Raw genomic sequence first — 25,735 nt, forward strand, 5'->3', positions numbered from 1 at the left:
TGATCAATATGATGCGTGTGTGGATCACCTCCTCCCCGCAGCACCGTGGCTGATGGCGCTCGCCGCCGTCGTCTCGGCCGCGGCGTGCGTCGCGGTCTGGCGGGCAGTGCCCTGGCAGGGCAGGCAGAGCGCGCTGATCATGGCCGGCGCGATGCTCGTCATCGCAGTGAGCGGCGGTGACGCGATGATCGGTCTCGTGCTCGGGATCGTGCTTCTCGTGTCTGCCATGCTCGGCACAGCAGGCGTGCGGGGAACGCCGGCGGCGGCCACCTGCTGCCACCGCGCGCTGGTGTCGCTGGTGATGGCGATCTGCTCGTTCGAGAGCCTGTCGACGGGCGAGGCGCTGGTCGAGTCGGGCGGCCACGGCGGCCACGGTCTCGACGGACTCCTCTCGGTGCTCGTGATCGCCGGGGTGATCGGAGTGGTGCTCTGGACGGTCGTGTCCGAGTGGGTGCTCGTGCCCGTGCATCAGGGCCGGACCGCCCGCCTGCTCGCGGTCGAGTCATGGGCGATGGCGGCGGGAGTCAGCGTGATGTGCGTGGGGTTCTGACGTCGTAGATGCTCCGTTAGCCTCGCACCATGGACGGATCGCTGCCCACCGCTGCAGAATTCGCAACAGGCATCCTCGCGGTTGCGGCCGATGGCACCGCGAGCGGGCTGTTGATGGCTGCGGTGCTGGGCGTCTTCCTCGGAATCATCGCGGTGTTCGTGACGTGGTACCTGATCATCGACCGCCGTCTTGACGCGCAGGGCCGCAGGCGGGAAGCGTCAGTGCGATCCGCCGAATTCGATCAGCAGCACACCCAGAGTGATCAGGGCGACGCCGATCGCCATCAGCACCGAGAAGTGGTCCTTGAAGATCACACGGCCGAGGATCGCCGTGATGGCGACGCCGGCCGCTGACCACACGCCGTAGGCGACGCCCACAGGCATGCCCATGGCGAGGATGGCTCCGAGCAGGGTGAAGGCGGCGAGGTAGCCGACGACGATCACGGGGATCCACCGCCTGCGACGGAGACCCTCCGATGCCCGCAAGCTGAGAGTCGCGGTCACCTCGCTCGCGATCGCGAGGGCGAGGAGCAGCCAGGTCATGCTCCGACCTCCGCGGATGTCTCGCGCTTGTGCGACCCGAGCTCGACGAGCAGCACGCCGACCACGATCGCGCCGATTCCGACGATCTGCACCGGCCCGAGCAGCTCGCCGAACAGCACCGTGCCCATCACGGCGGTGAGGACGACGCCGATCGCCGCCCAGATGCCGTATGCCACGCCTACCGGCATCCCTCGATCGAGCACGATCGACAGCAGCCAGAGGGACCCGGTGTAGCCGATGACCACGGGGATGAGCCACAGCGGGTGAGTGAATCCCTCGGCGGCGCGCAGCGACAGTGTGGCCGTCACCTCGAGGACGATGGCGATCAGCAGCGGTGGCCACGCCGACGGGCGGGAGGGGGCGGTCATCTGGAGCCTTTCGACGCGGGGCATGCCCGGGGAGAACGCCTCAGATGCTCGCAGGATTCCCTGTCGCGCAGGTGAACGGCGGGCGGAGGTCTCGATTTCTGAACCCCGCAGCGCGGCGCGTACCCTGGAGGCATCCCCCGAAGCTCACCCGGCAATCTCGCGCGCCGGCGACCTCGGCGCGCTCACACATGCAAGGACGCAGATGAACGTAACCGCCGCACCCCATGACGACTGGACGGCGAGAGAAGAGCTGGCCGAGCGGATGATCCCGCTCATCGGCGCACTCAAGCGCGAGCGTGACGTGGTCACCTCGCTCCACGGACACCGACTGCTGGGGCTCTCCGCCACCGGCATCGTCGAGGTGCACGACCGAGTGGCGCAGCTCGGGCACGAACGGCTCGCAGTGGATGAGACCCTCGCGGTGCTCGAGGGCGTTCATGACCTCGCCCCGGGTGCATCGTCGCTCGACCTGGCGCGCCTCGTCGCAGGTCACGCCGACAGCGACCTGCCTCTCGACGTCTATCTGGCCGACGCCCTCGCGCCCGCGGTCGGTGCGGTCGCCGCGGCGCCCACCGATGTCGTGCTCTACGGCTTCGGACGAATCGGACGCCTGCTCGCCCGCATCCTCATCGCGCACAACGGCGGCGGCAGCGGTCTGCGGCTGCGTGCCATCGTCGTGCGCCGAGGCTCGGAGAACGACCTCGTCAAGCGCGCATCGCTGCTGCTGCGCGACTCGGTGCACGGCCGCTTCGCCGGTTCCGTCACGGTCGACGAGGACGCCGACCAGATCATCGCGAACGGCACCCGCATCCAGGTGATCTACTCCGACGACCCCGCGACGATCGACTACACGGAATATGACATCCACGACGCGATCGTCGTCGACAACACCGGGCGCTGGCGCGACGAGGCGGGTCTCAGCCGCCACCTCGAATCCACGGGCGTCGCACGCGTGCTGCTCACCGCCCCGGGCAAGGGCGCACTGAAGAACATCGTGCACGGCATCAACGACGGCACGATCGAGCCCGACGACCGCATCATCACGGCGGCCTCGTGCACCACGAACGCGATCACGCCCGTGCTCAAGGCGGTCGACGAGGCGTACGGAATCGTCCGTGGACATGTCGAGACGGTGCACTCGTTCACCAACGACCAGAACCTCATCGACAACTTCCACAGCGGTGATCGCCGGGGTCGCTCTGCGGTGCTGAACATGGTGATCACCGAGACCGGAGCAGCGAAAGCCGTCGCACGAGCGCTCCCCGAGCTCGAGGGCAAGCTCACCGGTTCCGCGATCCGGGTGCCTACGCCCGACGTCTCGCTGGCCGTGCTGCACCTGAGCCTCGAGCGCCCTGCAGTCAAGGACGAGCTCAACGACTACCTGCGTCGGGTCTCGCTGCACTCGAAGCTGCGTCAGCAGATCGACTACGTCGAGAGCCCTGAGGTCGTGTCGACGGACTTCGTCGGCTCGCACCGCGCGGGCATCGTCGACGGACTCGCGACCATCGCCAACGAGACGGACGTCGTCCTCTACGTCTGGTACGACAACGAGTACGGATACTCGTGCCAGGTGATCCGCGTGCTCGAGGTCATGGCCGGCTCGCATCCGATCGTGCTCCCCGAGCGCCGAGAGGTGACGCTGCACGGGTGAGAGCGCTGTCGGCGGCACCGGGCATGATGAGGGCATGAAGTCCGCATCCCTTCTGTCCGAGCGTCTGCGCTCGCACCGACTCACGGCTCCCGCGGCCTCGGTGACCGACGCCGCGGCGCACATGCTCGCGGTGCAGAGCCAGGACTTCACCGCCGGACGCTGGGCGCTCGCTGCGCGCACACGCAGAGAGCCCACGCTGCACCTGGTCGATCGCGCCTTCGACAGGGGAGAGCTGGTGCGGGCGTGGACGATGCGCGGAACCCTGCACATCATCTCGGCCCGCGATCTGCGCTGGGTGCTGTCGGTGACCGGCGACCGACAGCGCCAGCAGGCGGCAGGCAGGCGACGCGATCTCGGGATCGACCGGACGATGGTCGACGCCGCCGTGGCTGCAGTGGTGCCGCGGCTGAGCGACGGCGGCCTCACGCGCGCCGAGATGTTCGAGGTCTTCTCCGGTATCGGCATCGACCCGAGCGGGCAGCGCGGCATCCACCTTCTGAGCGAACTGACCCTCGACGGCCTGATCTGCCAGGGACCGGTCGTCGCTCGAGAGCGGGTGAGCCGCGAGCAGCGCTTCGTGCTCGTCGAACAGCACATCCGCGAGCATGCGGTGCCGGACGACCCACTCGCAGAGCTCTTCGTGCGCTACGTCGACGGGCACGGGCCGGTCGGGGTCGCCGACTTCGCCTGGTGGTCGGGGCTCACGCTCGGCCGGTCGCGAGAAGCGCGCAACAGAGCCGCGGGCAGGGTGGTCGAGATCGAGGAGGGCCTGTTCGTGTCGGGCGCTCGCCCCCGTCGCTCGTCATCGGCCGCCGACGTGCTCGCGCTCGGAGCTTTCGACGAGTACTACATCTCGTATGCCGACCGCACGGCGGTCTGCGCGCCCGAGCATCTCGCGCTGGTCGGACCGGGCAAGAACGGCATGGTGCGGGCGACGATCATCGCTGACGGTCGGGTGATCGGATGCTGGACTCACGCGAGCGCCTCGCTCGGCTCAGCTCCCGAGCTCTTCGTGGCGGATGCCGATGACGAGGCGGTGCGCAGCGCTCTCGCGCGATTCACCCGATTCCTCGACGGCTGATCCGGCCTGCCGCGGCTCAGCTCACTCGCTCGCGTGGCGCCCGAGGAAGTTGTAGACCTCGTTGTCGTCGACGCCGGGGAACGCCCCACGGGGCAGCGGCGAGAACATGTGCGTGTGCACGCGGGCGCTGGGCCAGGCCTTGCCGTTCCACCGGTCGGTGAGGTCGGCGGAGGGGCGGCGGCAGCATGCCTCATCGGGGCAGGTGGAGACCGCGCGGTCGGCGGTCTCGCGTCCGCGCCACCAGCGGGCGTCGTCGAAGGGCACGCCCACCGTGATCGAGAACTCGCCGTCGGTCGATGCGCCGGTCTGCGTCGAGCACCAGAACGTGCCGGAGGGCGTGTCGGTGTACTGGTGGTGCTCGTTCGTGCGGTTCTGCTGCGTGAACGCCGCCCGTGCCTGGAACTTGCGACACACCCGCTGCCCCTCGACGGCGCCGGTGACATCCATCGGCAGTGGTAGATCGTCGTTCTCGTAGACGCGTGTGATCGCGCCGGTGGCATCGACGCGGAGGAAGTGCAGCGACATCCCCAGGTGCTGCGTGAGCAGGTTGGTCATGCGCATCCCGGCGGCTTCATGGGTCACGCCGAACGCATCGCGGAAGTCCTCGACTGCGAGGTTGCGGTCCTTCTTCGCCTGCTGCAGGAAGGCGACCGAGGCCGTCTCGGGCATCAGGCACGAGGCGGCGAAGTAGTTGATCTCGAGCCGCTGCTGCAGGAAGTCGGCGTAGTCGGTCGGCGGCGTGTGGCCGAGCAGGCGGTGCGCCATGGCCTGCAGCGCCATGGATCGCAGGCCGTGGCCTCCGGGGATCGACGCCGGCGGCAGGTAGATCCGCCCGTTCTCGAGGTCGGTGACCGAGCGCGTCGAATGCGGCAGGTCGTTGACGTAGATCAGCTCGAAGCCGAGCTTCTCGGCCATGATGCTCACCGTGCGGTGCGTGAGTGCCCCCTGCACGTGACCGGCCGACCGCAGCTGCTTCTCAGCAAGCCTCTCGATGTCTGCGAGGTAGTTGTTCTGCTCTCGCATCCGCAGGCGCAGTTCCGTGTTCGCGCGCCTGGCCTCTTCGGGAGTCGCGATCGCCTCGCGCTCCCGGCGCTGCAGCTCACGGTGCAGGCCGAGCAGCGACTCGATGGTCTCGTCGCTCATCCCCTTGGTGACGCGCACCGGGGCGATGCCGAGCTGCCGGAACACCGGGCTCTCCTGGGCGCGCTCGAGTTCGATCTCGAGAGCGGCGCGTCGGTTCGGCGGCTCGCCGGAGATGAGGTCGGTGACCTCGGTGCCCGTGGCCAGCGCGATGGCCTGCAGCAAGGAGAGCTTCGGCTCTCGCTTGCCGTTCTCGATCAGGCTCAGCTGCGAACCCGCTACGCCGACGAGCGCGCCCAGCTCATCGAGCGTGAACCCCTTGTCGAGGCGGTGGTGCCTGATTCGGTGGCCGAGGGTCGCGAGGTGGATGCCGGAAGGAGCCATTCCTTGATCCTAGCTAAAGAACTTCAATTCTTATCGTACGAAATGACGAAAAGTCGGGTGCGAACCAGAAGAAGATGGAGGAAACGCCCCTCACTTCAAAGGAGTAGTCATGGCGATCGCCGAAGTCTTCACCCCTCGAGCATCATCTGTCGCACCTGTGCGCACCTTCGGGACGGCTCCGACGTATGACACCCCTGCGATGGCTGAGCTCGCCGCCTGGGTCGATGAGATCGCCGCTCTCACACAGCCGGCGTCCATCCACTGGGTCGACGGCTCGCGCGCCGAGAACGACTGGCTGCTGCGGGGGCTCGTCGACGAGGGCAAGCTGATCAAGCTCAACCCCGAGTGGCGTCCCGGTTCGTACCTCGCCCGCTCGCACCCCAGCGATGTCGCCCGCACCGAGGGCCGCACCTACATCTCGTCGGAGAACGAGGAAGATGCCGGTCCGACCAACAACTGGGCGCCTCCTGCGCAGATGCGCGAGAAGATGACCGAGATCTTCGAGGGCTCGATGCGAGGCCGGACGATGTTCGTCGTGCCGTTCTCGATGGGGCCGGTCGGTGGGCCGCTCTCGCACATCGGCGTCCAGGTCACCGACAGCGCCTACGCAGTGGCCTCCATCGGCATCATGACTCGCGTCGGTGACGCGGTGACCCGACAGATCGCCGAGGGCGCGCCCTGGGTCAAGACCGTGCACTCGGTCGGGGCACCGCTCGCGGAGGGAGAGCCCGATGTCGAGTGGCCCTGCAACGACGACAAGTACATCGTGCACTTCCCGGAGACGCTCGAGGTCTACTCGTTCGGCTCCGGCTACGGCGGCAACGCGATCCTCGCCAAGAAGTGCTTCGCATTGCGCATCGCCTCGGTCATCGCCCGTGACGAGGGCTGGCTGGCCGAGCACATGCTGCTCATCCGCGTGATCGATCCGGAGGGCAAGGCCTACCACGTGGCTGCGGCGTTCCCGTCGGCGTGCGGCAAGACGAATCTCGCCATGCTGCGCCCGACCATTCCGGGGTGGCGCGTCGAGACCCTCGGAGATGACATCGCGTGGATCCGGCCGGGCGAAGACGGTCGCCTCTGGGCGATCAACCCCGAGGCAGGGTTCTTCGGCGTCGCGCCGGGCACGGGTGAGTCGACCAACGTCACGGCCGTCGAGACGCTCTGGGGCAACACGATCTTCACGAACGTCGCGCTCCGCCCGGACGGGGACGTGTGGTGGGAGGGCCTGACCGATCAGGCTCCGCCTCACCTCACCGACTGGGAGGGCAACGCATGGACGCCGGACTCCGGTCGCCCCGCCGCGCACCCCAACTCGCGCTTCACGGTCTCGGCTGCCCAGTGCCCGCAGATCTCGGAGGACTGGGAAGAGGCGGTGCCGCTCGACGTCATCCTCTTCGGCGGACGACGTGCGACCAACGTGCCGCTCGTGGTCGAGGCCACGGACTGGACTCATGGCGTGTTCCTCGGATCCAACATCTCGTCGGAGCGCACGGCGGCCGCCGAGGGCACGGTCGGCGAACTGCGTCGGGATCCGTTCGCGATGCTTCCGTTCTGCGGCTACAACATGGCCGACTACTTCGGCCACTGGCTGAAGGTCGGACGGGGCCTGCGGTTCGACCGCGCACCCCGCATCTTCCAGGTCAACTGGTTCCGTCGCGGTTCGGACGGGCGCTTCCTGTGGCCCGGATTCGGCGACAACTCGCGCGTCGTCGACTGGATCATCCGTCGCGTGTCGGGCGAGGTGTCGACGATCGACAGCCCGATCGGTCGCCTGCCGCTGGTCGAGGACCTCAATCTCGACGGCATCGACGTGTCGGAGGCCGACCTCGAGGAGCTCTTCTCGATCGACACCGAAGCCTGGAAGACCGAGGCCGACCTCACCGAGGAGTTCTACGACACCTTCGGAGACAAGGTGCCTGCCGCGCTGCGCGCCGAGCTCGCCTCGCTGCGCTACCGCCTCGACAAGGCCTGACAGACCGGGCGCCGGTTCGGGGGAGCCGGCGCTCTACACTCCAGATCCCCCTACCCCCAGACCGCGAAGGCGGGATGGCTGAGGCGAACCCATGGCTGAGTGGTCTCTGACATCCCGCCTTCGCGCATGTGTGTGCGCGAGGTGACCCTGGTCAGGCGAGGAGCTGGTGCCGCGCCAGATCGCGGTAGAGCGGCGTCGACTCGATCAGCTCGGCGTGAGTGCCCTGACCGACCACGGCGCCGTCCTGCAGCACCACGATGAGGTCGCTGTCGACGACGGTCGACAGCCGGTGAGCGATGACGATCAGCGTGCGATCGGTCGACACCGCGTCGATGGCTTCGCGCATGCGCTGCTCGTTCACGCCGTCGAGAGACGACGTGGACTCGTCGAGCAGCAGGATCGGCGCATCGGTGAGCAGTGCGCGGGCGATCGCCAGACGCTGACGTTCTCCGCCCGAGAGCATCACGCCGTCTTCCCCGACGGGGGCCTCGAGTCCCAGCGGGTCGCGCTCGAGCACGTCGCCCAGGTTCACGGCGCGAAGCACCTGCTCGCAGTCCTCATCCGAGGCGTTCGGCGAGGCGAGACGCAGGTTGTCGCCGAGGGTCCCGGCGAGCGTGGGGGCATCCTGCTCGACATAGCCGAACTGCGCGCGCAGCTCGTCGCGCGGATAGGTGCGCGAGTCGTGGCCATAGAGGCGGATCGACCCGCCCGTCGGGTCGTAGAAGCGCTCGACGAGGGAGAGGATGGTGCTCTTGCCTGCACCGCTGGGGCCGACGAGCGCGACGCGAGCACCGCGAGGCACTGCGAACGAGACTCCGCGGAGAACCTCACGCTCTGCCGTGACAGCCGAGTCGTCCGTCGGCTCGAGGTGCGCATCGGCGAGAAGCGTCTGCGCCTCCTTCGCGGCCGCCAGGCGTGCGGCGACCACGTTCTCGGGGTAGCGGAAGCGCACGTCGCGGAACTCGATCGCGGGGGCGAGGGGGTCGGCGGTGTCGCGCGGGAAGGATGCGGCGATCTCCGCATCGTGCTGGGTCTCGATCGGCAGGTTCAGCACTTCCTGGATGCGACCGAGAGCACCGAGCGCCTGGTTCACCGAGGTGATCGCGCCGAACGTGGTCGCGAGCGGCATCACGAGCATGAACAGGAACAGGATGAACGTGATCAGCGACGCGATGGTGATGGTGCCGGCCGCGACCCTGAAGCCGCCGACGCCGAGCACGACGAGCAGTGAGACCTGCAGCGCGACTCCCGCGATCGGAACCACGAGTGAAGAGATCTTGGCGATGCGCACGCCGATGCCGTAGGCCTCGGAGGCGAGGGCCGACACCGTCTCGGTCTCGCGTTCCGTCGCCCCGGAGGCGCGCACGGTGCGGATCGAGCCGACCGCGCGCTCGACGCCCGAGGCGAGCTCGCCGACCTTCTCCTGCTGGGCGGTGGATGCCGTGCGGATGCGGCCGCTGAGCGCCGTGACGACGACGACCGAGGCGCCGATCACGACGACGATGAGCAGCAGCAGCACGGGGTCGATCACGAGCATCGCTATGAGAGCGCCGAGGAACAGGATCGCGCTGCCGACGGCATCCGCCAGTCCCTGCGTGAGCACGGCGTAGAGCAGCGTCGTGTCGGTGCCGACGCGCGACACCAGGTCGCCGGTGCGTCGGGCGTCGAACTCGCTGATCGGCAGGTGCAGGATGCGCGAGATCAGCTTGCGCCTGCTGGAGTACACGACCGCGGTGCCGGTGCGCTGCAGCAGGTAGTGCTGGTATCCGGAGATGATCGAGGACACGATCACGAGACCGACGAGGGCCCAGACCAGGATGCCGAGTCCCCGATCGGACTGCACGGCTTCGATGAGCTGACCCACCAGCAGTGGTTGGGCGAGCGACGTGGCGGCTCCGAAGACGCTGAGCACCGCGACGACGATGAGCGTGCGCTTGTGCTCGAAGAGGAAGGGGAGGAGCTGGCGGAAGGTGGCGCGCGGACCGTCGTGCTGCGCGCCGCGTCCGCGTCGGCGTGATGTCGCCGTGCTGGACATGCGGAACCTCGTTCTGAAAGGGGGTAGTTCGACCGTACTTCGTGCGAGGACGGATTCTGTGGATGGGCTGTATGCGTTTCAGTGCTTGCCGAATCGGCGGTGCGCCGCCTGCTTCGAGACGCCGAGTGAGCTCGCGATCGCCTGCCACGAGTACCCGAGATTGCGCGCGCGTCTCACCTGGGTCTCTTCGGCGCGGGCCAGTTCACTGCGCAGGGCGGCAAGGCGGTGGAGCTCGGACAGCGGCTCGCCGCCGTCATCCTGGGCGATCGTGGTCTTCATGGTCATTGGGAACCTCCAGCGTCAATATTGGTTGACGCTGCGGGAGATGTCAACATAAATTGACGGATCTCGCGGCGTGCGTGATGCGAGACTGGGCCGATGCTGTCTGCATCGAAACCTGTCCCCGGCGACCGAGTCGCCGTCCTGTCGCCCGCTTTCGCCGCTCCTGCGGTCGCCCCCGAGATCCACGAGCAGGCTCTCCGGCGACTCGAGCAGCTGACCGGACTGATCCCGGTCGAGTATCCGACCACCAGGCAGCTCGACGCGAGCCCTGAAGCCCGGGCCGCCGACGTCAACGCGGCCTTCGCCGACCCCGGCATCCGCGCGATCCTCGCGACGATCGGGGGCGATGACCAGATCCTGGTGGTGCCGCACCTCGACGCCGCACTTGCTCAGGCCGATCCCAAGCCGTTCCTGGGCTACAGCGACAACACCAACATCCTCAACTGGCTGTGGGGGCTCGGCATCCGCGGCTACTACGGAGGGTCCACGGCGGTGCACCTGGGGCCTGGGCCGGCGGTCGACGACGTGCATCTGCGCTCACTGCGCGCTGCGCTGCTCGACGGCGGCACGGTCGAGATCACCGAACCAGGCGAGTCGGAGGACGTGGGAAGGCGCTGGACAGACCCCCTATCGCTCACTGAGTACGGCGACCGGATCGCGACAGATGAGTGGGCCTGGGCCGGGCCGGCATCGCGCGTCGAGGGACGCACGTGGGGCGGGTGTCTGGAGAGCATCGACGCGCTCGCGCTCGCAGACCGGCTGCCCACGACATACGACCTGCGCGGAGGCATCCTGCTGCTGGAGACCAGCGAGGAGCGTCCGCCGGCGAGCTGGGTGGCACGCTGGATGCGTGGGTTGGGAGAGCGCGGGATCCTCGATGCCGTCGCGGGCGTGGTCGTCGCGCGTCCGCCGGTGAGCGACTTCGAATTCCTGCCGTCGCCGGCAGAGGCCGATGCGCTGCGCGCGGCGCAGCGAGACGCCGTGATCGAGACGGTCTCGCGGTACAACCCCGATGCGGTCGTCTGCGTGGGTGTGCCGTTCGGTCACACGCGGCCCCAGTGGATCGTTCCCTACGGAGGGACGATGGTGCTCGACGGGTCGACGCGCACGGTCACCGCCTCCTACTGAGCCCGACGACCACCCCGAGCACCCGAAAGGGCGGCACCCCCGAGGAGGTGCCGCCCTTTCGCGTGAGGTGACGTGTCAGAGTTCGACGGCTGCCGCGACTCCGAGATCCTCTTCGTAGTCGTTGTCCTTCGTCTCCTTCGACAGGAGCAGCGCGATGAACGTCAGCACTCCCATCGCCGACAGGTAGAGACCGACGAGCCACGGGGCGCCGTCGCCGAGTTCCCAGAGCCACAGCGCGATGAGCGGGGCCACTGCGGCGCCGAGGATCGAGGAGACGTTGTACGAGATCGCGGAGCCCGTGTAGCGGACGTTCGTCGGGAACAGCTCGGGAAGCAGCGCGCCCATCGGACCGAACGTCGCGCCCATGAGCATGAACCCGAACACGAGGAACGCCTGCGCGAGTGCGCCCGTGAACTTCGGGTCCATCGCAGGCAGCAGGAAGGCGTTGAACGTGAAGCCGAACACGATGATGAGCCCGGTGACCCACAGGAGCAGCTTGCGTCGGCCGATCGAATCGGCGATCGGCCCGGAGAGCAGGGTGAAGATGCCGAAGAACACCACGCCGACGATCTGCATCAGCACGAAGTCGGTGTAGGCGAATCCGAGACCCGGATAGAACTGCGCGGCGAAGGCCGACGCGTCGAAGTCCTTGCCCGTCGCCTCGGCAGCGGCCTGCGCGGCGGCGGACGCCGTCTCGAGCGTGGCCGGCTTGGTGCCGTACGCCAGGGTGAAGTTCGTCATCAGGTAGAACAGCACATAGGTCGCCAGCATGATGAACGTGCCGAGGATCAGCTGCTTCCAGTGGTGGCGGAACACGGTCGCGAGGGGCAGCTTGCGGATCGCCCCCTTCTTCTCGGCCTTCTTGAAGGTGTCGGACTCGACGAGCTTGAGTCGGACCCACAGGCCGATGATGACCATGACGGCAGAGAAGAGGAACGGGATGCGCCAGCCCCACGACAGGAAGGCTTCGGACTTGAGCGCGGGGTTCTCGGAGTGCGGCAGCAGCCAGTTGATGCCGAGGAAGAGGAAGTTGGCGATGATGAAGCCGAGCGGCGCTCCCAGCTGCGGGAACGTGCCGTACCAGGCGCGCTTGCCCCGGGGTGCGTTCTCGGTGGCGACCAGCGCGGCCCCCGACCACTCGCCGCCGAGTGCGAAACCCTGAGCGAGACGCAGGATGAGCAGCAGGAGAGCTGCCCACCAGCCGATCTGCTGGAACGTGGGTAGAAGCCCGATGATGAACGTCGCGATGCCCATCGTGAGCAGAGAGGCGACGAGCGTGGCCTTGCGGCCGAACTTGTCGCCGAAGTGACCGAAGACCACCGCGCCGATCGGGCGGGCGACCATCGCCGCACCGAACACCGCGAACGACGACAGCAGAGAAGTGGTGTCGTTGCCCGTGGGGAAGAAGAGCACCGGGAAGACGAGCACGGCCGCTGTCGCATACGCGTAGAAGTCGTAGAACTCGATCGTGGTGCCGACGAGGCTCGCCGTGATGACGCGCGAGCGCGGATTCGCGGGCGCTGTGGTCGTACTCATGCTGCTCCTTAGATCCATGGCCCGGTATACCAAGGCACCGAGAGATCCTACGCCTTCCTGAACGTTTGCTGGGTGCGCATGACGTTCGCCGGGCACGCGTGCGTAGAGTCGGAGGCGGATGCTGATGCCCAAGGGCGAGGGGAAGACCGTGACGACGAGACTGCTGCTGATCGCCGACACCCACGTTCCGAAGCGGGCGAAGCGGCTTCCCGAGGCGGTGCTGCGGGCGGCCGACGACGCCGACATCGTGATCCACGCGGGCGACTGGGTCGACCTCGCGACGCTGGACCTGCTCGAGTCCCGTGCGCGGGTCCTGCATGGCGTCTACGGCAACAATGACGGCCCCGATCTGCGCGAGCGCCTGCCCGAGATCGCTCGCTTCACGGTCGAACAGGCCGAGGTGGCGGTGGTGCACGAGACCGGCCAGCGGCAGAAGCGCGAGGAGCGGATGGATGCCGCGTTCCCCGGCGTGGATCTGCTCGTGTTCGGGCACTCGCACATCCCGTGGGACACCGTCGCCCCGTCTGGGATGCGTCTGCTCAACCCGGGTTCGCCGACGGACCGCCGCCGCCAGCCGGTGTGCACGATGATGTCGGTCACGATCGACGAGCGGCGAATCGATGTCACGCTGGTGCCGCTCGTATGAGCACCCCACCTCGCGGAAGCGACGACGCTGCGGTTCCCTCGGTATACCGCGCTCCGATGCGCTCGCGCGACGACGACGTGAGCGACGGACCGGCTGTCGAGCGGGCGCTGGAGCTCGGCGTGTGCGGAATGGGCGGCAGACTCGACGACGCACCGCACTCGATCGCCGATGCGCTCGCCGCGGTGGACGCGGTCTACGGAGAACGGATGGCACGCCGACTCGAGCGGTTCGCATCGGTCGCCGAGGGCGTGTTCGTCTGGACGCGCGACGCCGATGGCTTCCTGTGGCTGGGACGGATCACCGGACCGTGGCGCTACGACGCCTCGGCCGGCGCACGAGATGTCGACCTCGTGCACGTGCGCGCGTGCGACTGGCTCGATCGTCCGGTCGAGGCGGCCGCGGTGCCTTCCGGAGTGCACGAGACCTTCGCGCGCGGCGGTCGCAACTGGCAGAGCATCACCCGAGCCGACGCCGCTCGTCTCACGGCAGCCGTATGGAAGTCCCGGAGGAGCCGTGAGCGAGGCGGTTCAGTCGGTCTGGCGCAGCTCGCGGAGGATCGCGTCGTATCGGGTGAGGAACGCCCGTTCGTCGAGTCGCTTGCGTCGCATCCATGACGTGACCTCGTCGTTGCGCTTGCTCGCATTGCACGACCCGCACGCAGGAACCACGTTCTCGACCGTGTATCGCCCGCCGCGCGAGATCGGCATCACGCAATCGCGTTGCAGTGCGATGTCGCCCGCTCCGCAATACGCGCATCCTCCCCAGGCCTCTCGCAGCGAAGCCCACTGCTCGACGGTGAGGTCGTTGTCCGCCCGCGCCACGCGGCCCTGGCGCCGCTTGGCATAGCGCGCGCGAGCGGCAGGTGAGGGAGTGGAGAACCTTCGACGCGGCACAGACACACGGTACCGGGTCGAGTGGCCCCCGGAAGGCTATTCCTCGGTGTCGCCGAGGTCGAGCGACGGGACGAAATCGGCGGTCGCGTCGAGCAGATGCTCGAGTTCGAGGACGACGAGTCGGTTCGCTCCCGTCTTCGTGGCGGGCGCGGGCACGAAAAGGGTGCGCTGCGGGCCGTTTCGCCAGTATCGACCGAGGAAGAAGCCGTTGACGAACGCGTAGCCCTTGCACCAGGCGGCGGTGTCGAGGAACAGGTCTGCGGGGGAGCCGAGGTCGAAGTCCGCCACCCACGCCGATGGGCCGGTCGTCGCCGCGACAGACGACTCCGCGGCGCGGGATCCGATCTCCGCAGCCAGGGCCGCGACGTCGAGCGGTGTCGAGTGCCAGCCGGTCAGCGCAACACCGTCGAGCGAAGGAGCTCCGATGAGGCCCTTCTGCTCGCCGAGACGGTGGTCGTAGTTCACCCTGCCGCCCTCTTCGACGAGGATGCTGAGCGTACGCCCCGCGGGGATGCGCAGAGAACGGTCATGACGTGTGCGCGAGAGCGTGCCGACGGGCTGACCGTCGACGCTCACCCAGGCGAGGTCGCGAACCTCCTCGAGAACGAGCTGCCCGCCCCGGCCCTCGGGCAGGGAGACGTCGTAGCGGACCAGGGCGCTCAGGTGCTCCAGCTCGTCGAACGTGAGGGGCTCTGATGACGCGGGGGCGCTCGTCACAGCATCCGCCCATGGGCCCGCCGCGCTCAGCGGCACCGAGAGGACCGGCGCGGGGCCGGCCGCGGCCGGAAGCTCATCCGGCACCGGGGCGTACTTCGCGATGACGTCGCGGAACGCGAAGAACTTCGCGGTCGGGTTCCCGGCCTCGTCCAGAGGCGCGTCGTAGTCGTACGACGTGACGATCGGCAGGTAGCGCCCCTTGTGGTTGGCGCCGTTCGTGAGGCCGAAGTTCGTGCCGCCGTGGAACATGTAGATGTTGACCGACGCGCCGGCAGCGAGCAGCTCGTCGAGGTCGGCGGCCGCCGCCGTGACCTCGGTGGTGTGATGCACGCCGCCCCACCAGTCGAACCATCCGTCCCAGAACTCCGAGCACATCAGCGGACCCGTGGGCTGGTGGCTGCGCAGGGTCGCGAGGCGCTCCGCGCTGCGCGAGCCGAAGGAACCGGTCTTGTGCAGCTCGGGAAGGCTGCCGTCGTCGAGCATCTGGTCGGTGGGCTGGTCGACGGTGGTGAGGGGCACCGTGATGCCCGACTCGCGGGTCAGCGCGACGAGCGCCTGGAGGTAGGCCTTGTCGGAGCCGTACGCGCCGTATTCGTTCTCGATCTGCACGAGCACGACCGAGCCACCGCGGTCGATCTGCCGCGGAGCGACGATCTCGTAGACACGTCGCAGGTACTCGCTTACATCGGCCAGGAAAGTGGGTTCGGAGGAGCGCAGCTCGCGCTCGCCGGCGGTGAGCCAGTTCGGCAGACCGCCGTTGTGCCACTCGGCGCAGATGTAGGGGCCGGGGCGGACGATCGCGTCCATGCCCTCTGCCTGGATCAGGTCGAGGAAGCGCCCCAGGTCGTTCCACCCCGTGGCATCCCACTCGCCCCGGCGGGGTTCGTGAGCGTTCCAGGCCACGTATGTCTCGATCGTGTTGAGCCCCATCAGGCGGGCCTTGCGGATGCGGTCCTGCCACTGGTCGGGGTGCACCCGGAAGTAGTGGATGGCGCCGGCGATCACCTGGTGGGGGAGCCCCGCGCGGAGAAAGTCGGTCTCGCCGATGGAGAAGGAGGTCACGATGTGGTGCTTTCGATGGGAGGGCCGGACGGGGAGGGAGTCCCCGTCCGGCCCGGACGTGCGATTACTTGTTGACGGCGAAGCCCTGCGAGTTGCCGTACTCGACCAGCGCGTCCTGCCAGGTCACCAGCCCCTCGTTCAGGTCGGTGCCGTTCTGGTACGACTGGCCCACGGTGTCGCCGAAGATGCTGTTGCCGTAGACCTGGTAGGGCAGGTAGCTCCAGCCTTCGACGACGTCGTCGGCCGCAGCGGCGAGGACCTCGTTGATCTTCTGCCCGCCGAAGTACTCGGGAGCGTCGGCGAGGAACTCCTCGCTCGAGAGCTCGGCTGTGGTCGACGGGAATCCGCCCGACTCGAGGAAGGTCGAGATGCTGTCCTCCGAGTTGTTCAGCCACCACAGGAAGCCGGCTGCGAGCTCCGGGTTCTTGCTCTGCGTGGTCACGGCCTGGCCGCCGCCGCCGTTCTCCGCCGTCGCCGGGGTGCCGTCGTAGGTCGGCATCGGCGCGACGCGCCAGTCTCCGGCTCCGTCGGGAGCGCCGGTGATCAGGTTGCCGGGCATCCAGGCGCCGATCACGAGGGTGGCGAGGCTGCCGTCGCCGAGAGCACGGAACCACTCATCGCTCCAGCTGCCGTAGGGGGCGAGCAGATCCTCCTCGACGAGGCGGTTCCAGTTCTCGGTCCACTTCTTCGAACCGTCGTCCTGCAGGTCGATCGTGACATCCGTGCCGGAGGTCTCGAACGGCTTGCCGCCGGCCTGCCAGATCATCGAGGTCGCGAAGCCGGCGTCGCCGGTGTCGTTCGTGATGTAGGCGTTCGGGTTCGCGGCGTGGATCGCCTTCGCCGCCTCGTAGTACTCGTCCCAGGTGGTGGGCACCGTGACGCCCGCGGCGTCGAACACGGACTTGTTGTAGAACAGCGCCATGGGGCCGGAGTCCTGCGGCAGTCCGTAGATGGCGTCGCCGTCGGTGACGGAGTTCCACGTCGAGGCGGTGTAGTCGTCCTCGAAGTCGGCGAAGCCGTACTGCGAGAGATCGACGAACGCATCGGTGAGGGCGAACTGGGGGAAGGCGTAGTACTCGATCTGCACGACGTCGGGGGCGCCGGAGCCCGCCTTGATGGCGTTCTGCAGCTTGGTGTACTCCTCGTTGTTGGTGCCCGCGTTGACCACGTTCACCGTGACGTTGGGGTACTCCTTCTCGAACGCCTCGACCTGGGCTTCGGCCGAGGGGGTCCACGACCAGTACGTGATCTCGCCGCCCTTCTCGAGAGCGGCCTCGACGGAGTCGAACGAGCCGTCGCCGGCAGCGCCGCCGGAGCCGGTGTCGCCGGTGCTGCAGCCGGCCAGCGCCAGCGCTGCCACGGTTCCGGCCGCGAGCACCGTGAGGGTGCGCCGTGCGGCGGGTGAGGGAAGGTGCTTCATTGCTGTGTCCTTTCGGGGGTGCGGTCCAGCATCGGACCGACGTGTGCGGTGCGGAGGGATGCCGGGGCTACTGCTTGACGCTTCCGGCGGTGAGACCTGACTGCCAGAACCTCTGCAGCAGCAGGAAGGCGATGACGATCGGGATGATGGTGAGGAGCGAACCCATGATCACGAGGTTGTAGATCGGCTGCGACCCCGCGCCGATCGCCTGGTTGCTCCACTGGTTGAGGCCGACGGTGAGCGGGTACCAGTCGGGGTCGGACAGCATGATCAGCGGAAGGAAGTAGTTGTTCCAGGTCGCGACCACGGTGAAGAGGGTGACCGTCACGATTCCGGGTGCGAGCAGTCGCATCGAGATGGTGAAGAAGGTGCGGAACTCACCGGCGCCGTCGATGCGCGCCGCCTCGAGCAGCTCGGTCGGCACCGAATCCGAGGCGAAGACCCAGATCAGATACAGGCCGAACGGGCTGATCAGCGAGGGGATGATGACGGCCCAGGGTGTGTTGGTGAGCCCCAGCTCGCTGAAGAGCAGGAAGGTCGGCACGGCCAGTGCGGTGCCCGGCACGGCGACTGCACCGAGCACGACGGCGAACACGGCGCGGCGGCCGGGGAAGCGGTATTTCGCGAGTCCGTAGCCGGCCATGGTCGCCAGCAGGGTCGCACCACCGGCTCCGACGACCACGTACAGCAGCGTGTTGCCGAGCCAGCGCAGGAAGATGCCGTCCTGGTACGAGAACGTGGCCACGAGGTTGTCGAAGAACGCGAAGTCGTCGGAGAACCACAGACCGAACGAGCTGAAGAGTCCCGACTGCGTCTTCGTCGAGCTGAACAGCAGCCAGACGAGCGGCACGAGCGTATACAGCGCGTACGCGACCATCACGATGAGCAGCGTCTTGGACTTGCGCGGATTCATCAGATCGTGGCGCTTCTGCGAGGGGCGGGCGAGGGGGAGTGCCATGTCAGCGCACCTCCGACTTCGAGCCGCGCAGTTGCACGACGTAGGCGATCACTGCGGTGATGACGCCCATGATGATGGCGATCGTCGCGGCGTAGTTGAACTGCTGTCCGGCGAACGAGAGGTTGTACGCGTACATGTTGGGTGTGAAGTACGTCGTGATCACGTTCGGTGCCAGAGGTCGCAGGATGTTGGGCTCGTTGAAGATCTGGAAGCTGCCGATGATCGAGAAGATCGTGGCGATCACGAGAGCACCGCGGACGTTGGGGATCTTGATCGAGAAGATCGTGCGCCAGGCGCCTGCTCCGTCGAGCGACGCCGCCTCGTACATGTCGGTCGGGATCGTCTTCAGCGAGGAGTAGAAGATCAGCATGTTGTAGCCGACGAACTGCCACGTCACGATGTTTCCGATCGAGACCAGGATCCACTCCCGCGCGAACGGGGTGATGAGGTCGCTGCCGAGCAGATCGTTGAAGTTCGATGTCAGACCGAACTGGTCGCCGTAGATGTAACCCCACATGAGCACCGCCACGACGGCGGGCACCGCATAGGGCAGGAAGATCAGGATGCGGAAGAAGGATGCTCCGCGCAGGCGCGCGCTGTCGAGTGCCAGGGCCGCGGCGAGGGCCAGGACCAGCATGATCGGCACCTGCACGACGAGGAACAGCACGACGCGGCCGAACGCCTCCCAGAACTGCGGGTCGGTGAGGGCGCGCACGTAGTTGTCGAACCCGACGAACGCGGTGCCCCCGATCAGCTTCTCCTGGAAGAAGCTGAGGTACAGCGCGTAGGCGAGCGGTGTGAGGAACACCAGGGCGAACACGACCATGAACGGGCCGACGAAGGCCCATCCCTTCCAGTCGCGCTTTTCACGCCGGCGGATGCCGTGGTCCGCCAGGGCTGCGGAATCTTGAGTCGTCATTGACGAGAACCTTCTTAGAGATCGGGCGCTCACAGCGCCGTGTGTCAACGTCAACATATTCGATGCGCTGCTAGTGTGTCAACGTCAACACATGAATGGATGAATGCTCGTGACCTCGGAACAGTCGGCAGAGCCGCCGCAGCGGCGGCGAGACCCCTCCATGGAGGACGTGGCCCGAGAGGCCGGAGTCTCCGGGCAGACCGTCTCGAGGGTCGTGAACGCGCGCGGCTACGTCGGCGCCGCCACCAGGGAGCGCGTCGAGGACGCCATGCAACGGCTCGGCTATCGGCCCAACAGCGCAGCCCGCGCTCTGCGCTCCGGCCGATTCCGCGCGATCGGCGTGATCATGTTCTCCTTCAGCTCATACGGCAACCAGCGCACCCTCGATGCGATCGCGGTGCGCGCCTCGCAGATGGGGTACGCGTTGACGCTGATCCCGGTGGAGTCCAGCGCCCGTGACACCGTTGCTGGCGCCTTCCGACGCCTCGAGGAGCACGCGGTCGACGGCATCATCATCGTGATCGAGGCGCACCAGCTCGATGAGGCCGAGGTGGAGATCCCCGACGGGCTGCCCGTCGTGCTGGTCGACTCCAACCGTGGAGCGAGTCATCCCTTCGTCGACACCGACCAGGCGCAGGGCGCGCGGCTCGCGACCGAGCATCTGCTCGACCTCGGCCACACGACCGTCTGGCATATCGCAGGTCCGGCGAAGTCGTACTCCGCCGAACGTCGTCGCGAATCCTGGCGGCGCACCCTCGAATCCCGCGGGGTCGTCGCGCCCGAGCCGCTGCAAGGCGACTGGTCTGCCGAGTCCGGCTACCGCGCGGGGCTCCGGCTGCGTGACGACGATGCCGTCACCGCGGTCTTCGCCGCGAACGACCAGATGGCGATCGGCGTCGTGCGGGCCTTCCGTGAAGCCGGTCGCGATATTCCGGGGGACGTCAGCGTGGTCGGCTTCGACGGCCTGCCGGATGCCGCGCAGCTGTGGCCGCCGCTGACCACCGTGCAGCAGCATCCTGAGAAGGTCGGCGCACTCGCGGTCGACGCGCTGCTCGCCGAGCTCGACGGGGGAGAGCGCACGCAGACTCCCCTGGTCGGCACCGAGCTCGTCGTCCGGGAGAGCACGGCCCCACCTCGCGCCTGACCGCGCCCACCTCACGCCTGACCGCGCCCACCTCACGCCTGACTGCGCAGCGGGTGCGCCGGCGGTCAGGACTTCTCGGCCGCGCCGGTGCTTTCTCTTCGCCGGATCGACACGTGCGCCGGGATGCCGCGTGAGAACAGGATCGACAGCAAGCTGATCAGGATCAGTCCCACGAACGACACGCGCAGCGACGAGAGCTGCGACTCTCGGTAGATGTCGGCGAGTTCGCTCGAGTCGTCGTCGCTGAGGCCGGCCGCCTCGCCGATCCCGGCGACGTCGGCTGCGGGCACCACCGTGACGCCGCGGTCCGTCGCAGCGCTCACGGTCTCGCGCACGTCGCTCGGAAGATCGCTCGCGGCGACGCCCGACGCGAAGGAGGTCGACAGCGCTCCGATCAGGAGCGATCCGATCAGCGCGGTTCCGAGCGATGAGCCCAGATTCTGGAAGACGCCCTGCAGCCCGCCGACCTCGCTCGTGTCCTTCTCACCGACGCTCGACATGTTGACATTGCCGAGCTGCGAGGCAAGGAGCCCCAGGGCGCTGCCGGCGAGGAACATGCCGGCCGCGAACAGACCGCCGCGGAGGTCCTCGGTCACCGCACCGAGCAGCAGCACGGCGCTGAGCACGAGGGTCGACTGCCCTACTCTCACGATGCGGCGAGGGGACCACCTGCGGGACAGCGCGGTGCCGACGATCGAGAAGAGGATCAGCGAGACCGAGAGCGGGAAGATCTTGAGGCCCGTCTCGAGCGCGTCGTATCCGAGCGTCATCTGCAGGTACACCGGGACCATGAAGAACAGCCCGGCCGTCACGGCGTACTGGGCGCCGAGCACCGAGAGCCCGCTGCGCAGAGTCGTGATGGAGAACAGATCCGGTTGCATGAGAGGAGAGCGGCCGTCGCGCATCAGCCGTCGTTGCCAGCTGATGAAGAGCGCGATCAGAGCGGCTCCGAGCGCGATGCACCAGGTCGTCAGAGAGACGCCGAGGGGCGCGATGGGGACGCCCGCGATCTCCGGCGTGTACAGGGGGACCACCCATCCCCAGGTCTTGCTCTGCAGCATGCCGAAGACGATCAGGACGAGGCCGGCCGAAGACAGCAGGACGCTGCCGATATCGATGCGGATGCTCTGCCGTGGGGTGGAGTCGGTGATGATGCGAGCGCACAGGACGACGCCCAGCATGATCACCACCTCGGCGACGAAGACGAACCGCCAGCTGGAGTACGTGGTCACCGCCCCGCCGATGAGCGGACCGGCCGCGACCGCCGCACCCGACACGGCGCCGATGACGGCGAAGGCGGTGACGCGCTCAGCACCTCGGTAGTTGTCGGCGACGAGTGCGGCGATCGCGGGGATCACCAGCACCGCGCCCAGCCCCTCGATGATCGACCAGCCGAGGAAGAGGAACCCCACGGACGGACTCAGCGCGGTGATGAGGGAGCCTGCGGCGTAGACGCACGAGCCGATCACGAAGGCGCGGCGTCGTCCCCACACATCGCCGAGCTTGGCGCCGAGGAGCATGAACGCCGCCATCGTCAGGGTGTAGAACGTGATCGCCGCCTGCATCGCCGTCACGGACGTGTCGAGATCACTCACGACCGTCGAGATCGATACGTTCATGACCGTTCCGTCGAGCACCATGACGAACTGCGCGGAGCCGAGGACGATGACGACGTTCCACTTCTTCACGAGGTCTCCTCGGGCGCGGGTGCGGGTGCAGGTGCGGGTGCAGGTGCGGGTGCAGCTGCGGGTGCGGGAGCTGTCTCGTACGCGGGACGGCGGTTTCCGCGCATGATCCGCGCCACGGCCGTGATCAGGAATAGCTGCCCTGTGATCGCCTCGGCGACGGCGATCCCCTGCACGGTGGGGCTCGCCGGCACGATGTTGCCGTAGCCGGTGGTCGTGAGGGTGGTGAACGAGAAGAACAGCTGGCTCGAGAGCGAGTCGACGACCGTCGGGCCGAAGGTCGGCGCGACGGTCAGAAGTGCGACGAGGTTGTAGACCAGGGCGAAGAACATGCCCACCAGGGCGTACGCCGAGATCGCGGCGAGCAGAGCCTCGGCGTCCAGGCCCCGGCGCCGCACCTGGTGTCGGATGATCGCGACCGGCGCGATGAGGAAGGCGAGCATCGAAGCGGCGGACAGCGAGATGTCGAGGGCGTGTCCCTTGAGGTCGAACACCGACACCACGACCGCGGCGATGCCTGCCGCCGCGAGCACGATCCAGGCGATGCGCTGCACCCGAGTATGCGCCTCGGTCACTCGAAGCACGACGGCGACGGTGACCAGCTGCAGCACGAACGCCGGTGGGCTCGGGTCGGTCGTCCCCTGAGCGGCGCACAGCACATAGCTGAGCACGAGGAGTGCGAGCACGAGCCAGTACCCGGACGGCCGGCCGACCACCTGTCTCGCGACGTGTGAGCCGAGGGGCGAAGGCTCACGCATCGTGTCTCCGGATTCCATGGAGGCGCCTCACACGGTTCCGTGCTCGTTCGGCAGACGCCCCGACGCCAGAGCTGCCTTCAGCGCCAGGAAGTCACTGTGGTTCTGATCCGCGTAGGCGACGGCGAAGTCCGCGATCGCCTCCTCGAACGTGTCGCTCCGCCCCAGATACCCCGCGATCTGCACCCGGTCGCCGGATCGGGAGTGGGCTCGCGCCAGTGTCTCGCCGCAGATCCGCGCATATAGGGTCGCACCCCGCACGCTCATCGTCTCCGGATCGATGCCTCCTTTCCCGTCCTGCAGCTGCCGGATGTAGAAGTCACGGTGCTGCCCGTCGAGGCCGACCACGGATTGCCATCCGAGGAAGATGTCGCTGGATGCCTGCATCAGTCGCTGCCCCCGCACGACGCGCTCTGCGTGGTCGTCGAACTCGCTCGGACCGAGGAAACGCTCGAGGACGGACGCCTGCGCCTCCTTGGCCTGGAGGAGCAGCGGGTCGTCGTCGTCGCGCCCGCTGAAGAGGATCACCCAGGCTCGCGTCCCGACGCTTCCGACACCGACCACCTTTCGCGCCATATGACGGTACCGGTACTCGGCGAACGGATGGCGTTCGCCGACGAGCGTCGTCCGATACGCGCCGAGCACCTGATGCATGACATCCGCTTCGTCTGCGGCACGCCCCGCTTCGCGGATGAGATCCTCGACGGGGACGATCAACGGCGGCGCCGCGACGATGCGCAGGCGGCCGTCGACGATGCGCACCAGCTTCTTGAAGGCCTTCCGATGATCGCGTTTTCGCGCCTTCTCGATCGTCGCGTCCAGCCGACGCACCTCCTCGTCTCCCACCAGCTGGTCGAGCTGCGCCTGGCGGATCGACGCTCTCGCACGCTCTGCGTCGAGTCGGTCGTACCAGGCATCGAGCACTCTCGACGTCGCTGCCCTCCTCATCGCCGTCCGGTAGCCGTGCGCCGCGGCCACGATGCAGGCGCGCTCCTCCTCGGCGCTGAATCCGCGTTGCCTGCCGGCCACCGCGAAGCTCGCGGCGAGCCGTTTCACATCCCATTCGAACGGGCCGGGAAGCGTCTCGTCGAAGTCGTTGATATCGAAGATCAGGTGCCGCTCCGGGGTGCTGAACAGGCCGAAGTTCGACAGGTGCGCGTCTCCGCAGAGCTGCGCGATGATCCCGGTGTGCTCGGAGGAGGCGAGATCCGATGCCATGAGCAGCGCCGCGCCGCGGTAGAAGGCGAGCGGCGACACCGCCATCCGTGCGCACCGCACCGGCGTGAGCTCCTGAACCCGTGACCGTCCCTGCTCCTCCAGCAGCGCGACGGGGTCCGGCCGGTCCGGGGCCGGTGACCACGCACCGAGATGCGCCCGAGGCACCCGCGATCGAGCGGCGCGTCCTTTCTCGCGTCGCTCTGCGAACGGCTTCGCGACCTCAGCCGGCCGGGTCATGAGCTGGCCGGACCAAGGGGGTCGGCGGGGGCGAGGGCCGCCTTCTCACCCGCGACGTCGTGGAGCGCGTCGTCCTCGGACGGCACGACATCGATGACATCGGCATCGGCATCGGCATCGGCATCGGCATCATCCGACGGCGGACGTTCGACCACCTCGAGTATCAGGACGGCGAGGAGCGACAGCGCCAGTGTCCACAGCACGAGCGCGGGGCTGAGCGGCCGCACGAGCAACACGACCGCCGCACCCGCCACGATGATCACGCCCCTCAAAAGAGCGCGTCGCGAGTGCAGCCACGCGCCGACGCGCCCGGTGCTCAGACCGCGCCGCTCCAGGGTGCCGCGTAGCGAGGCGGCACCCCCGTGGACGACGGCTCGAAGTCGTCGAGGAACGTCGAAGGGGCCGGCGAACCACGCGACCACGGCGGTGACGAGTGCGAGCACGAGCACGGCCACGGCGGTGTCGCGCATGGCGCCGCCGACCAGTTCGTAGATCGCGCCGCCGGCATCCGCCGGGATGCCGTTGCTGCGCAGGGCCGCGTCGAAGAACACCCTGCCGACGGCGAGGCCCGCGAGCACGATCAGCATCACGAGACCGAGGGAGAGCGCCGCGGTCACCAGCGCGACCGAGCGTCGTCGCGCGACGACCACCCCGGCGGCGAGGAAGAGGATCGCCACCCAGGGCAGCCACAGCCCGGCCGCCACCATGAGCTCGTAGGCGAGCTGGACGGACGCGAGGGAGTCGACCTGCGCGACGGTGATGGTGCGATCGACCGTCGGGATCGATGCCGCGAACCCGACGCCCTGGTCGACGAGCACGTCCTTCGCGGCGTCGATGATCGGCGCCAGCTGGATCCCGATCGTGCCGTCGGACCCGAGCGCGATGGTCGCATCGGGATCGTTCTGCAGCGCGGACACCACCTGCGAGTGGCTGATGCGAAGCGCGGATGCCCAGACGTTCGCGAACGCCTCGGACTCGACGAAGCGCTCGACCACGGTGCCCACGAGCGATTGGAGTCCCTGGGCGGCTGGGCCCTTGAGCAGCTCCAGCGCGCGAGTCGCCGCGGGGCCGGTGCCGAGCTCGATGACGCCGTCGATCACGTCCGTGGTGAGGGTCGGTATGTCCACCTGCCCCTCGATCGCCTCGACCACCTGATCGGTGACCGCGGACCGCACCGCAGGATCGCTCGCGAGCACGGAGTAGCTCGCGACGAACCGGTCGGTGTCGGTGAGCTGCACGTTGCCCCAGGCGGCCACCAGGGCGACGGGTGCGATGAGCGCACCCAGCACGATGAGGACGGTCGCCGAGAGGGTGCGTCCCCGCCCGCGGGATCGGCGGCGCGACTCGACCGGACCGGGCGTCGGGGCGGGGGCGACCGCCGGGATGCCGCCGCGGAGCGCGCTGTTCTCGGCTTCGAGGGCAGCGAGGCGCCGCTGCAGCTCCTGGACCGTGGACCGTGCCATGGGGGTTCT

The 25,735-nt window shown here is 68.1% G+C and carries 23 protein-coding genes; 8 read left to right on the forward strand and 15 right to left on the reverse strand.

Translation table 11 applies throughout. The annotated features are described in order from the left end of the window. Positions 1 to 19 precede the first annotated feature (19 nt). Positions 20 to 550 carry a hypothetical protein gene (locus tag ASF87_RS11400; RefSeq protein ID WP_056375985.1) on the forward strand — a complete coding sequence of 177 codons (531 nt, stop codon included), beginning with the start codon at positions 20 to 22 and terminating at the stop codon, positions 548 to 550. 218 nt (positions 551 to 768) lie between these two features. On the opposite strand, the gene ASF87_RS11405 is transcribed toward ASF87_RS11400, so the two are convergent. Together ASF87_RS11405 and ASF87_RS11410 are read right to left on the reverse strand one after the other, a co-directional pair. Next, complete coding sequence (locus tag ASF87_RS11405; protein WP_056375987.1) at positions 769 to 1,092, reverse strand: DMT family transporter; 324 nt, start codon at positions 1,090 to 1,092, stop codon at positions 769 to 771. Then, positions 1,089 to 1,460 (reverse strand): DMT family transporter, encoded by a 372-nt coding sequence (locus ASF87_RS11410; protein ID WP_056375989.1) that lies wholly within the window; start codon positions 1,458 to 1,460, stop codon positions 1,089 to 1,091. Before ASF87_RS11410 ends, ASF87_RS11405 begins: the two co-directional genes overlap by 4 nt. Before the next feature lie 202 nt (positions 1,461 to 1,662). Between ASF87_RS11410 and ASF87_RS11415 the strand changes: the two genes are divergently transcribed. Together ASF87_RS11415 and ASF87_RS11420 are read left to right on the forward strand one after the other, a co-directional pair. Beyond that, complete coding sequence (locus ASF87_RS11415; RefSeq protein WP_056375991.1) at positions 1,663 to 3,111, forward strand: glyceraldehyde-3-phosphate dehydrogenase; 1,449 nt, start codon at positions 1,663 to 1,665, stop codon at positions 3,109 to 3,111. Between the two features lie 34 nt (positions 3,112 to 3,145). After that, entirely contained in the window at positions 3,146 to 4,192 is a 1,047-nt protein-coding gene (locus ASF87_RS11420) for a winged helix DNA-binding domain-containing protein (RefSeq protein WP_056375993.1), read from the forward strand. A gap of 21 nt (positions 4,193 to 4,213) precedes the next feature. On the opposite strand, the gene ASF87_RS11425 is transcribed toward ASF87_RS11420, so the two are convergent. After that, entirely contained in the window at positions 4,214 to 5,656 is a 1,443-nt protein-coding gene (locus tag ASF87_RS11425; RefSeq protein ID WP_056375995.1) for an XRE family transcriptional regulator, read from the reverse strand. A 109-nt stretch (positions 5,657 to 5,765) separates the two neighbouring features. Here ASF87_RS11425 and ASF87_RS11430 point away from each other — a divergent pair, with 109 nt between their 5' ends. Then, positions 5,766 to 7,628: a phosphoenolpyruvate carboxykinase (GTP) gene (locus ASF87_RS11430; protein ID WP_056375996.1), complete on the forward strand. Its 1,863-nt coding sequence runs from the start codon at positions 5,766 to 5,768 to the stop codon at positions 7,626 to 7,628. Between the two features lie 151 nt (positions 7,629 to 7,779). Here ASF87_RS11430 and ASF87_RS11435 read toward each other — a convergent pair whose 3' ends face one another. Beyond that, the gene (locus tag ASF87_RS11435) at positions 7,780 to 9,663 is read right to left on the reverse strand and encodes an ABC transporter ATP-binding protein (protein WP_056375998.1); all 1,884 of its coding nucleotides are present in this window, start codon (positions 9,661 to 9,663) and stop codon (positions 7,780 to 7,782) included. A gap of 78 nt (positions 9,664 to 9,741) precedes the next feature. Continuing rightward, positions 9,742 to 9,948, reverse strand: a complete 207-nt coding sequence (locus tag ASF87_RS11440; protein WP_082508849.1) for a transcriptional regulator — start codon at positions 9,946 to 9,948, stop codon at positions 9,742 to 9,744. 93 nt (positions 9,949 to 10,041) lie between these two features. Here ASF87_RS11440 and ASF87_RS11445 point away from each other — a divergent pair, with 93 nt between their 5' ends. After that, positions 10,042 to 11,073 (forward strand): S66 family peptidase, encoded by a 1,032-nt coding sequence (locus ASF87_RS11445; protein WP_056376000.1) that lies wholly within the window; start codon positions 10,042 to 10,044, stop codon positions 11,071 to 11,073. A gap of 75 nt (positions 11,074 to 11,148) precedes the next feature. Here ASF87_RS11445 and ASF87_RS11450 read toward each other — a convergent pair whose 3' ends face one another. Then, positions 11,149 to 12,609, reverse strand: a complete 1,461-nt coding sequence (locus tag ASF87_RS11450; RefSeq protein WP_056376002.1) for an MFS transporter — start codon at positions 12,607 to 12,609, stop codon at positions 11,149 to 11,151. A 148-nt stretch (positions 12,610 to 12,757) separates the two neighbouring features. Here ASF87_RS11450 and ASF87_RS11455 point away from each other — a divergent pair, with 148 nt between their 5' ends. Together ASF87_RS11455 and ASF87_RS11460 are read left to right on the forward strand one after the other, a co-directional pair. Then, positions 12,758 to 13,255, forward strand: coding sequence for a metallophosphoesterase family protein (locus ASF87_RS11455; protein ID WP_056376477.1), 498 nt, complete (start codon positions 12,758 to 12,760; stop codon positions 13,253 to 13,255). Beyond that, positions 13,252 to 13,869: a GAF domain-containing protein gene (locus ASF87_RS11460; RefSeq protein WP_200933725.1), complete on the forward strand. Its 618-nt coding sequence runs from the start codon at positions 13,252 to 13,254 to the stop codon at positions 13,867 to 13,869. Before ASF87_RS11455 ends, ASF87_RS11460 begins: the two co-directional genes overlap by 4 nt. Here ASF87_RS11460 and ASF87_RS17515 read toward each other — a convergent pair. The 5 genes from ASF87_RS17515 to ASF87_RS11480 form a co-directional block, all read right to left on the reverse strand. Continuing rightward, positions 13,783 to 14,148: an HNH endonuclease gene (locus tag ASF87_RS17515; RefSeq protein WP_082508903.1), complete on the reverse strand. Its 366-nt coding sequence runs from the start codon at positions 14,146 to 14,148 to the stop codon at positions 13,783 to 13,785. The genes ASF87_RS11460 and ASF87_RS17515 overlap by 87 nt on opposite strands. A gap of 36 nt (positions 14,149 to 14,184) precedes the next feature. Further along, a complete protein-coding gene (locus tag ASF87_RS11465) occupies positions 14,185 to 15,927 on the reverse strand; it encodes a glycoside hydrolase family 35 protein (protein ID WP_056376004.1) in 1,743 nt (580 codons plus the stop codon). Between the two features lie 64 nt (positions 15,928 to 15,991). After that, positions 15,992 to 17,347 carry an ABC transporter substrate-binding protein gene (locus tag ASF87_RS11470; protein WP_056376006.1) on the reverse strand — a complete coding sequence of 452 codons (1,356 nt, stop codon included), beginning with the start codon at positions 17,345 to 17,347 and terminating at the stop codon, positions 15,992 to 15,994. A gap of 67 nt (positions 17,348 to 17,414) precedes the next feature. Beyond that, positions 17,415 to 18,260: a carbohydrate ABC transporter permease gene (locus tag ASF87_RS11475; protein ID WP_056376478.1), complete on the reverse strand. Its 846-nt coding sequence runs from the start codon at positions 18,258 to 18,260 to the stop codon at positions 17,415 to 17,417. Positions 18,261 to 18,306: 46 nt separating this feature from the next. After that, the gene (locus ASF87_RS11480; protein ID WP_056376008.1) at positions 18,307 to 19,224 is read right to left on the reverse strand and encodes a carbohydrate ABC transporter permease; all 918 of its coding nucleotides are present in this window, start codon (positions 19,222 to 19,224) and stop codon (positions 18,307 to 18,309) included. Between the two features lie 160 nt (positions 19,225 to 19,384). On the opposite strand from ASF87_RS11480, the gene ASF87_RS11485 reads away from it, so the two are divergent. Next, complete coding sequence (locus ASF87_RS11485) at positions 19,385 to 20,368, forward strand: LacI family DNA-binding transcriptional regulator (RefSeq protein WP_082508904.1); 984 nt, start codon at positions 19,385 to 19,387, stop codon at positions 20,366 to 20,368. A gap of 65 nt (positions 20,369 to 20,433) precedes the next feature. Here the strand turns inward: ASF87_RS11485 and ASF87_RS11490 are convergent, their stop codons facing one another. From ASF87_RS11490 to ASF87_RS11505, 4 genes are read right to left on the reverse strand one after another with little or no spacing between them, the layout of a single operon-like run. Then, positions 20,434 to 22,056, reverse strand: coding sequence for an MFS transporter (locus tag ASF87_RS11490; RefSeq protein ID WP_235558930.1), 1,623 nt, complete (start codon positions 22,054 to 22,056; stop codon positions 20,434 to 20,436). Then, a complete protein-coding gene (locus ASF87_RS11495; protein WP_235558931.1) occupies positions 22,053 to 22,829 on the reverse strand; it encodes an ion channel in 777 nt (258 codons plus the stop codon). The genes ASF87_RS11490 and ASF87_RS11495 overlap by 4 nt, the downstream gene beginning before the upstream one ends. 9 nt (positions 22,830 to 22,838) lie before the next feature. Next, positions 22,839 to 24,263, reverse strand: coding sequence for a DUF2252 domain-containing protein (locus ASF87_RS11500; RefSeq protein ID WP_056376012.1), 1,425 nt, complete (start codon positions 24,261 to 24,263; stop codon positions 22,839 to 22,841). Beyond that, complete coding sequence (locus tag ASF87_RS11505; RefSeq protein ID WP_200933726.1) at positions 24,260 to 25,726, reverse strand: hypothetical protein; 1,467 nt, start codon at positions 25,724 to 25,726, stop codon at positions 24,260 to 24,262. Before ASF87_RS11505 ends, ASF87_RS11500 begins: the two co-directional genes overlap by 4 nt. Between the last annotated feature and the right edge of the window lie 9 nt (positions 25,727 to 25,735).

The organism is Microbacterium sp. Leaf161 (assembly GCF_001423645.1).
Taxonomy (GTDB): Bacteria; Actinomycetota; Actinomycetes; order Actinomycetales; family Microbacteriaceae; genus Microbacterium; species Microbacterium forte.

What these genes read in the sequence shown, in the direction of transcription:
- ASF87_RS11450 (WP_056376002.1), bottom strand. Translation starts at nt 12,609, where the DNA reads ATGAGTACGACCACAGCGCCCGCGAATCCGCGCTCGCGCGTCATCACG.
- ASF87_RS11415 (WP_056375991.1), top strand. Translation starts at nt 1,663, where the DNA reads ATGAACGTAACCGCCGCACCCCATGACGACTGGACGGCGAGAGAAGAG.
- ASF87_RS11495 (WP_235558931.1), bottom strand. Translation starts at nt 22,829, where the DNA reads ATGGAATCCGGAGACACGATGCGTGAGCCTTCGCCCCTCGGCTCACAC.
- ASF87_RS11425 (WP_056375995.1), bottom strand. Translation starts at nt 5,656, where the DNA reads ATGGCTCCTTCCGGCATCCACCTCGCGACCCTCGGCCACCGAATCAGG.
- ASF87_RS11485 (WP_082508904.1), top strand. Translation starts at nt 19,385, where the DNA reads ATGGAGGACGTGGCCCGAGAGGCCGGAGTCTCCGGGCAGACCGTCTCG.
- ASF87_RS11445 (WP_056376000.1), top strand. Translation starts at nt 10,042, where the DNA reads ATGCTGTCTGCATCGAAACCTGTCCCCGGCGACCGAGTCGCCGTCCTG.
- ASF87_RS11420 (WP_056375993.1), top strand. Translation starts at nt 3,146, where the DNA reads ATGAAGTCCGCATCCCTTCTGTCCGAGCGTCTGCGCTCGCACCGACTC.
- ASF87_RS11410 (WP_056375989.1), bottom strand. Translation starts at nt 1,460, where the DNA reads ATGACCGCCCCCTCCCGCCCGTCGGCGTGGCCACCGCTGCTGATCGCC.
- ASF87_RS11435 (WP_056375998.1), bottom strand. Translation starts at nt 9,663, where the DNA reads ATGTCCAGCACGGCGACATCACGCCGACGCGGACGCGGCGCGCAGCAC.
- ASF87_RS11470 (WP_056376006.1), bottom strand. Translation starts at nt 17,347, where the DNA reads ATGAAGCACCTTCCCTCACCCGCCGCACGGCGCACCCTCACGGTGCTC.
- ASF87_RS11440 (WP_082508849.1), bottom strand. Translation starts at nt 9,948, where the DNA reads ATGACCATGAAGACCACGATCGCCCAGGATGACGGCGGCGAGCCGCTG.
- ASF87_RS11405 (WP_056375987.1), bottom strand. Translation starts at nt 1,092, where the DNA reads ATGACCTGGCTGCTCCTCGCCCTCGCGATCGCGAGCGAGGTGACCGCG.
- ASF87_RS11475 (WP_056376478.1), bottom strand. Translation starts at nt 18,260, where the DNA reads ATGAATCCGCGCAAGTCCAAGACGCTGCTCATCGTGATGGTCGCGTAC.
- ASF87_RS11460 (WP_200933725.1), top strand. Translation starts at nt 13,252, where the DNA reads ATGAGCACCCCACCTCGCGGAAGCGACGACGCTGCGGTTCCCTCGGTA.
- ASF87_RS11430 (WP_056375996.1), top strand. Translation starts at nt 5,766, where the DNA reads ATGGCGATCGCCGAAGTCTTCACCCCTCGAGCATCATCTGTCGCACCT.
- ASF87_RS11505 (WP_200933726.1), bottom strand. Translation starts at nt 25,726, where the DNA reads ATGGCACGGTCCACGGTCCAGGAGCTGCAGCGGCGCCTCGCTGCCCTC.
- ASF87_RS11480 (WP_056376008.1), bottom strand. Translation starts at nt 19,224, where the DNA reads ATGACGACTCAAGATTCCGCAGCCCTGGCGGACCACGGCATCCGCCGG.
- ASF87_RS11500 (WP_056376012.1), bottom strand. Translation starts at nt 24,263, where the DNA reads ATGACCCGGCCGGCTGAGGTCGCGAAGCCGTTCGCAGAGCGACGCGAG.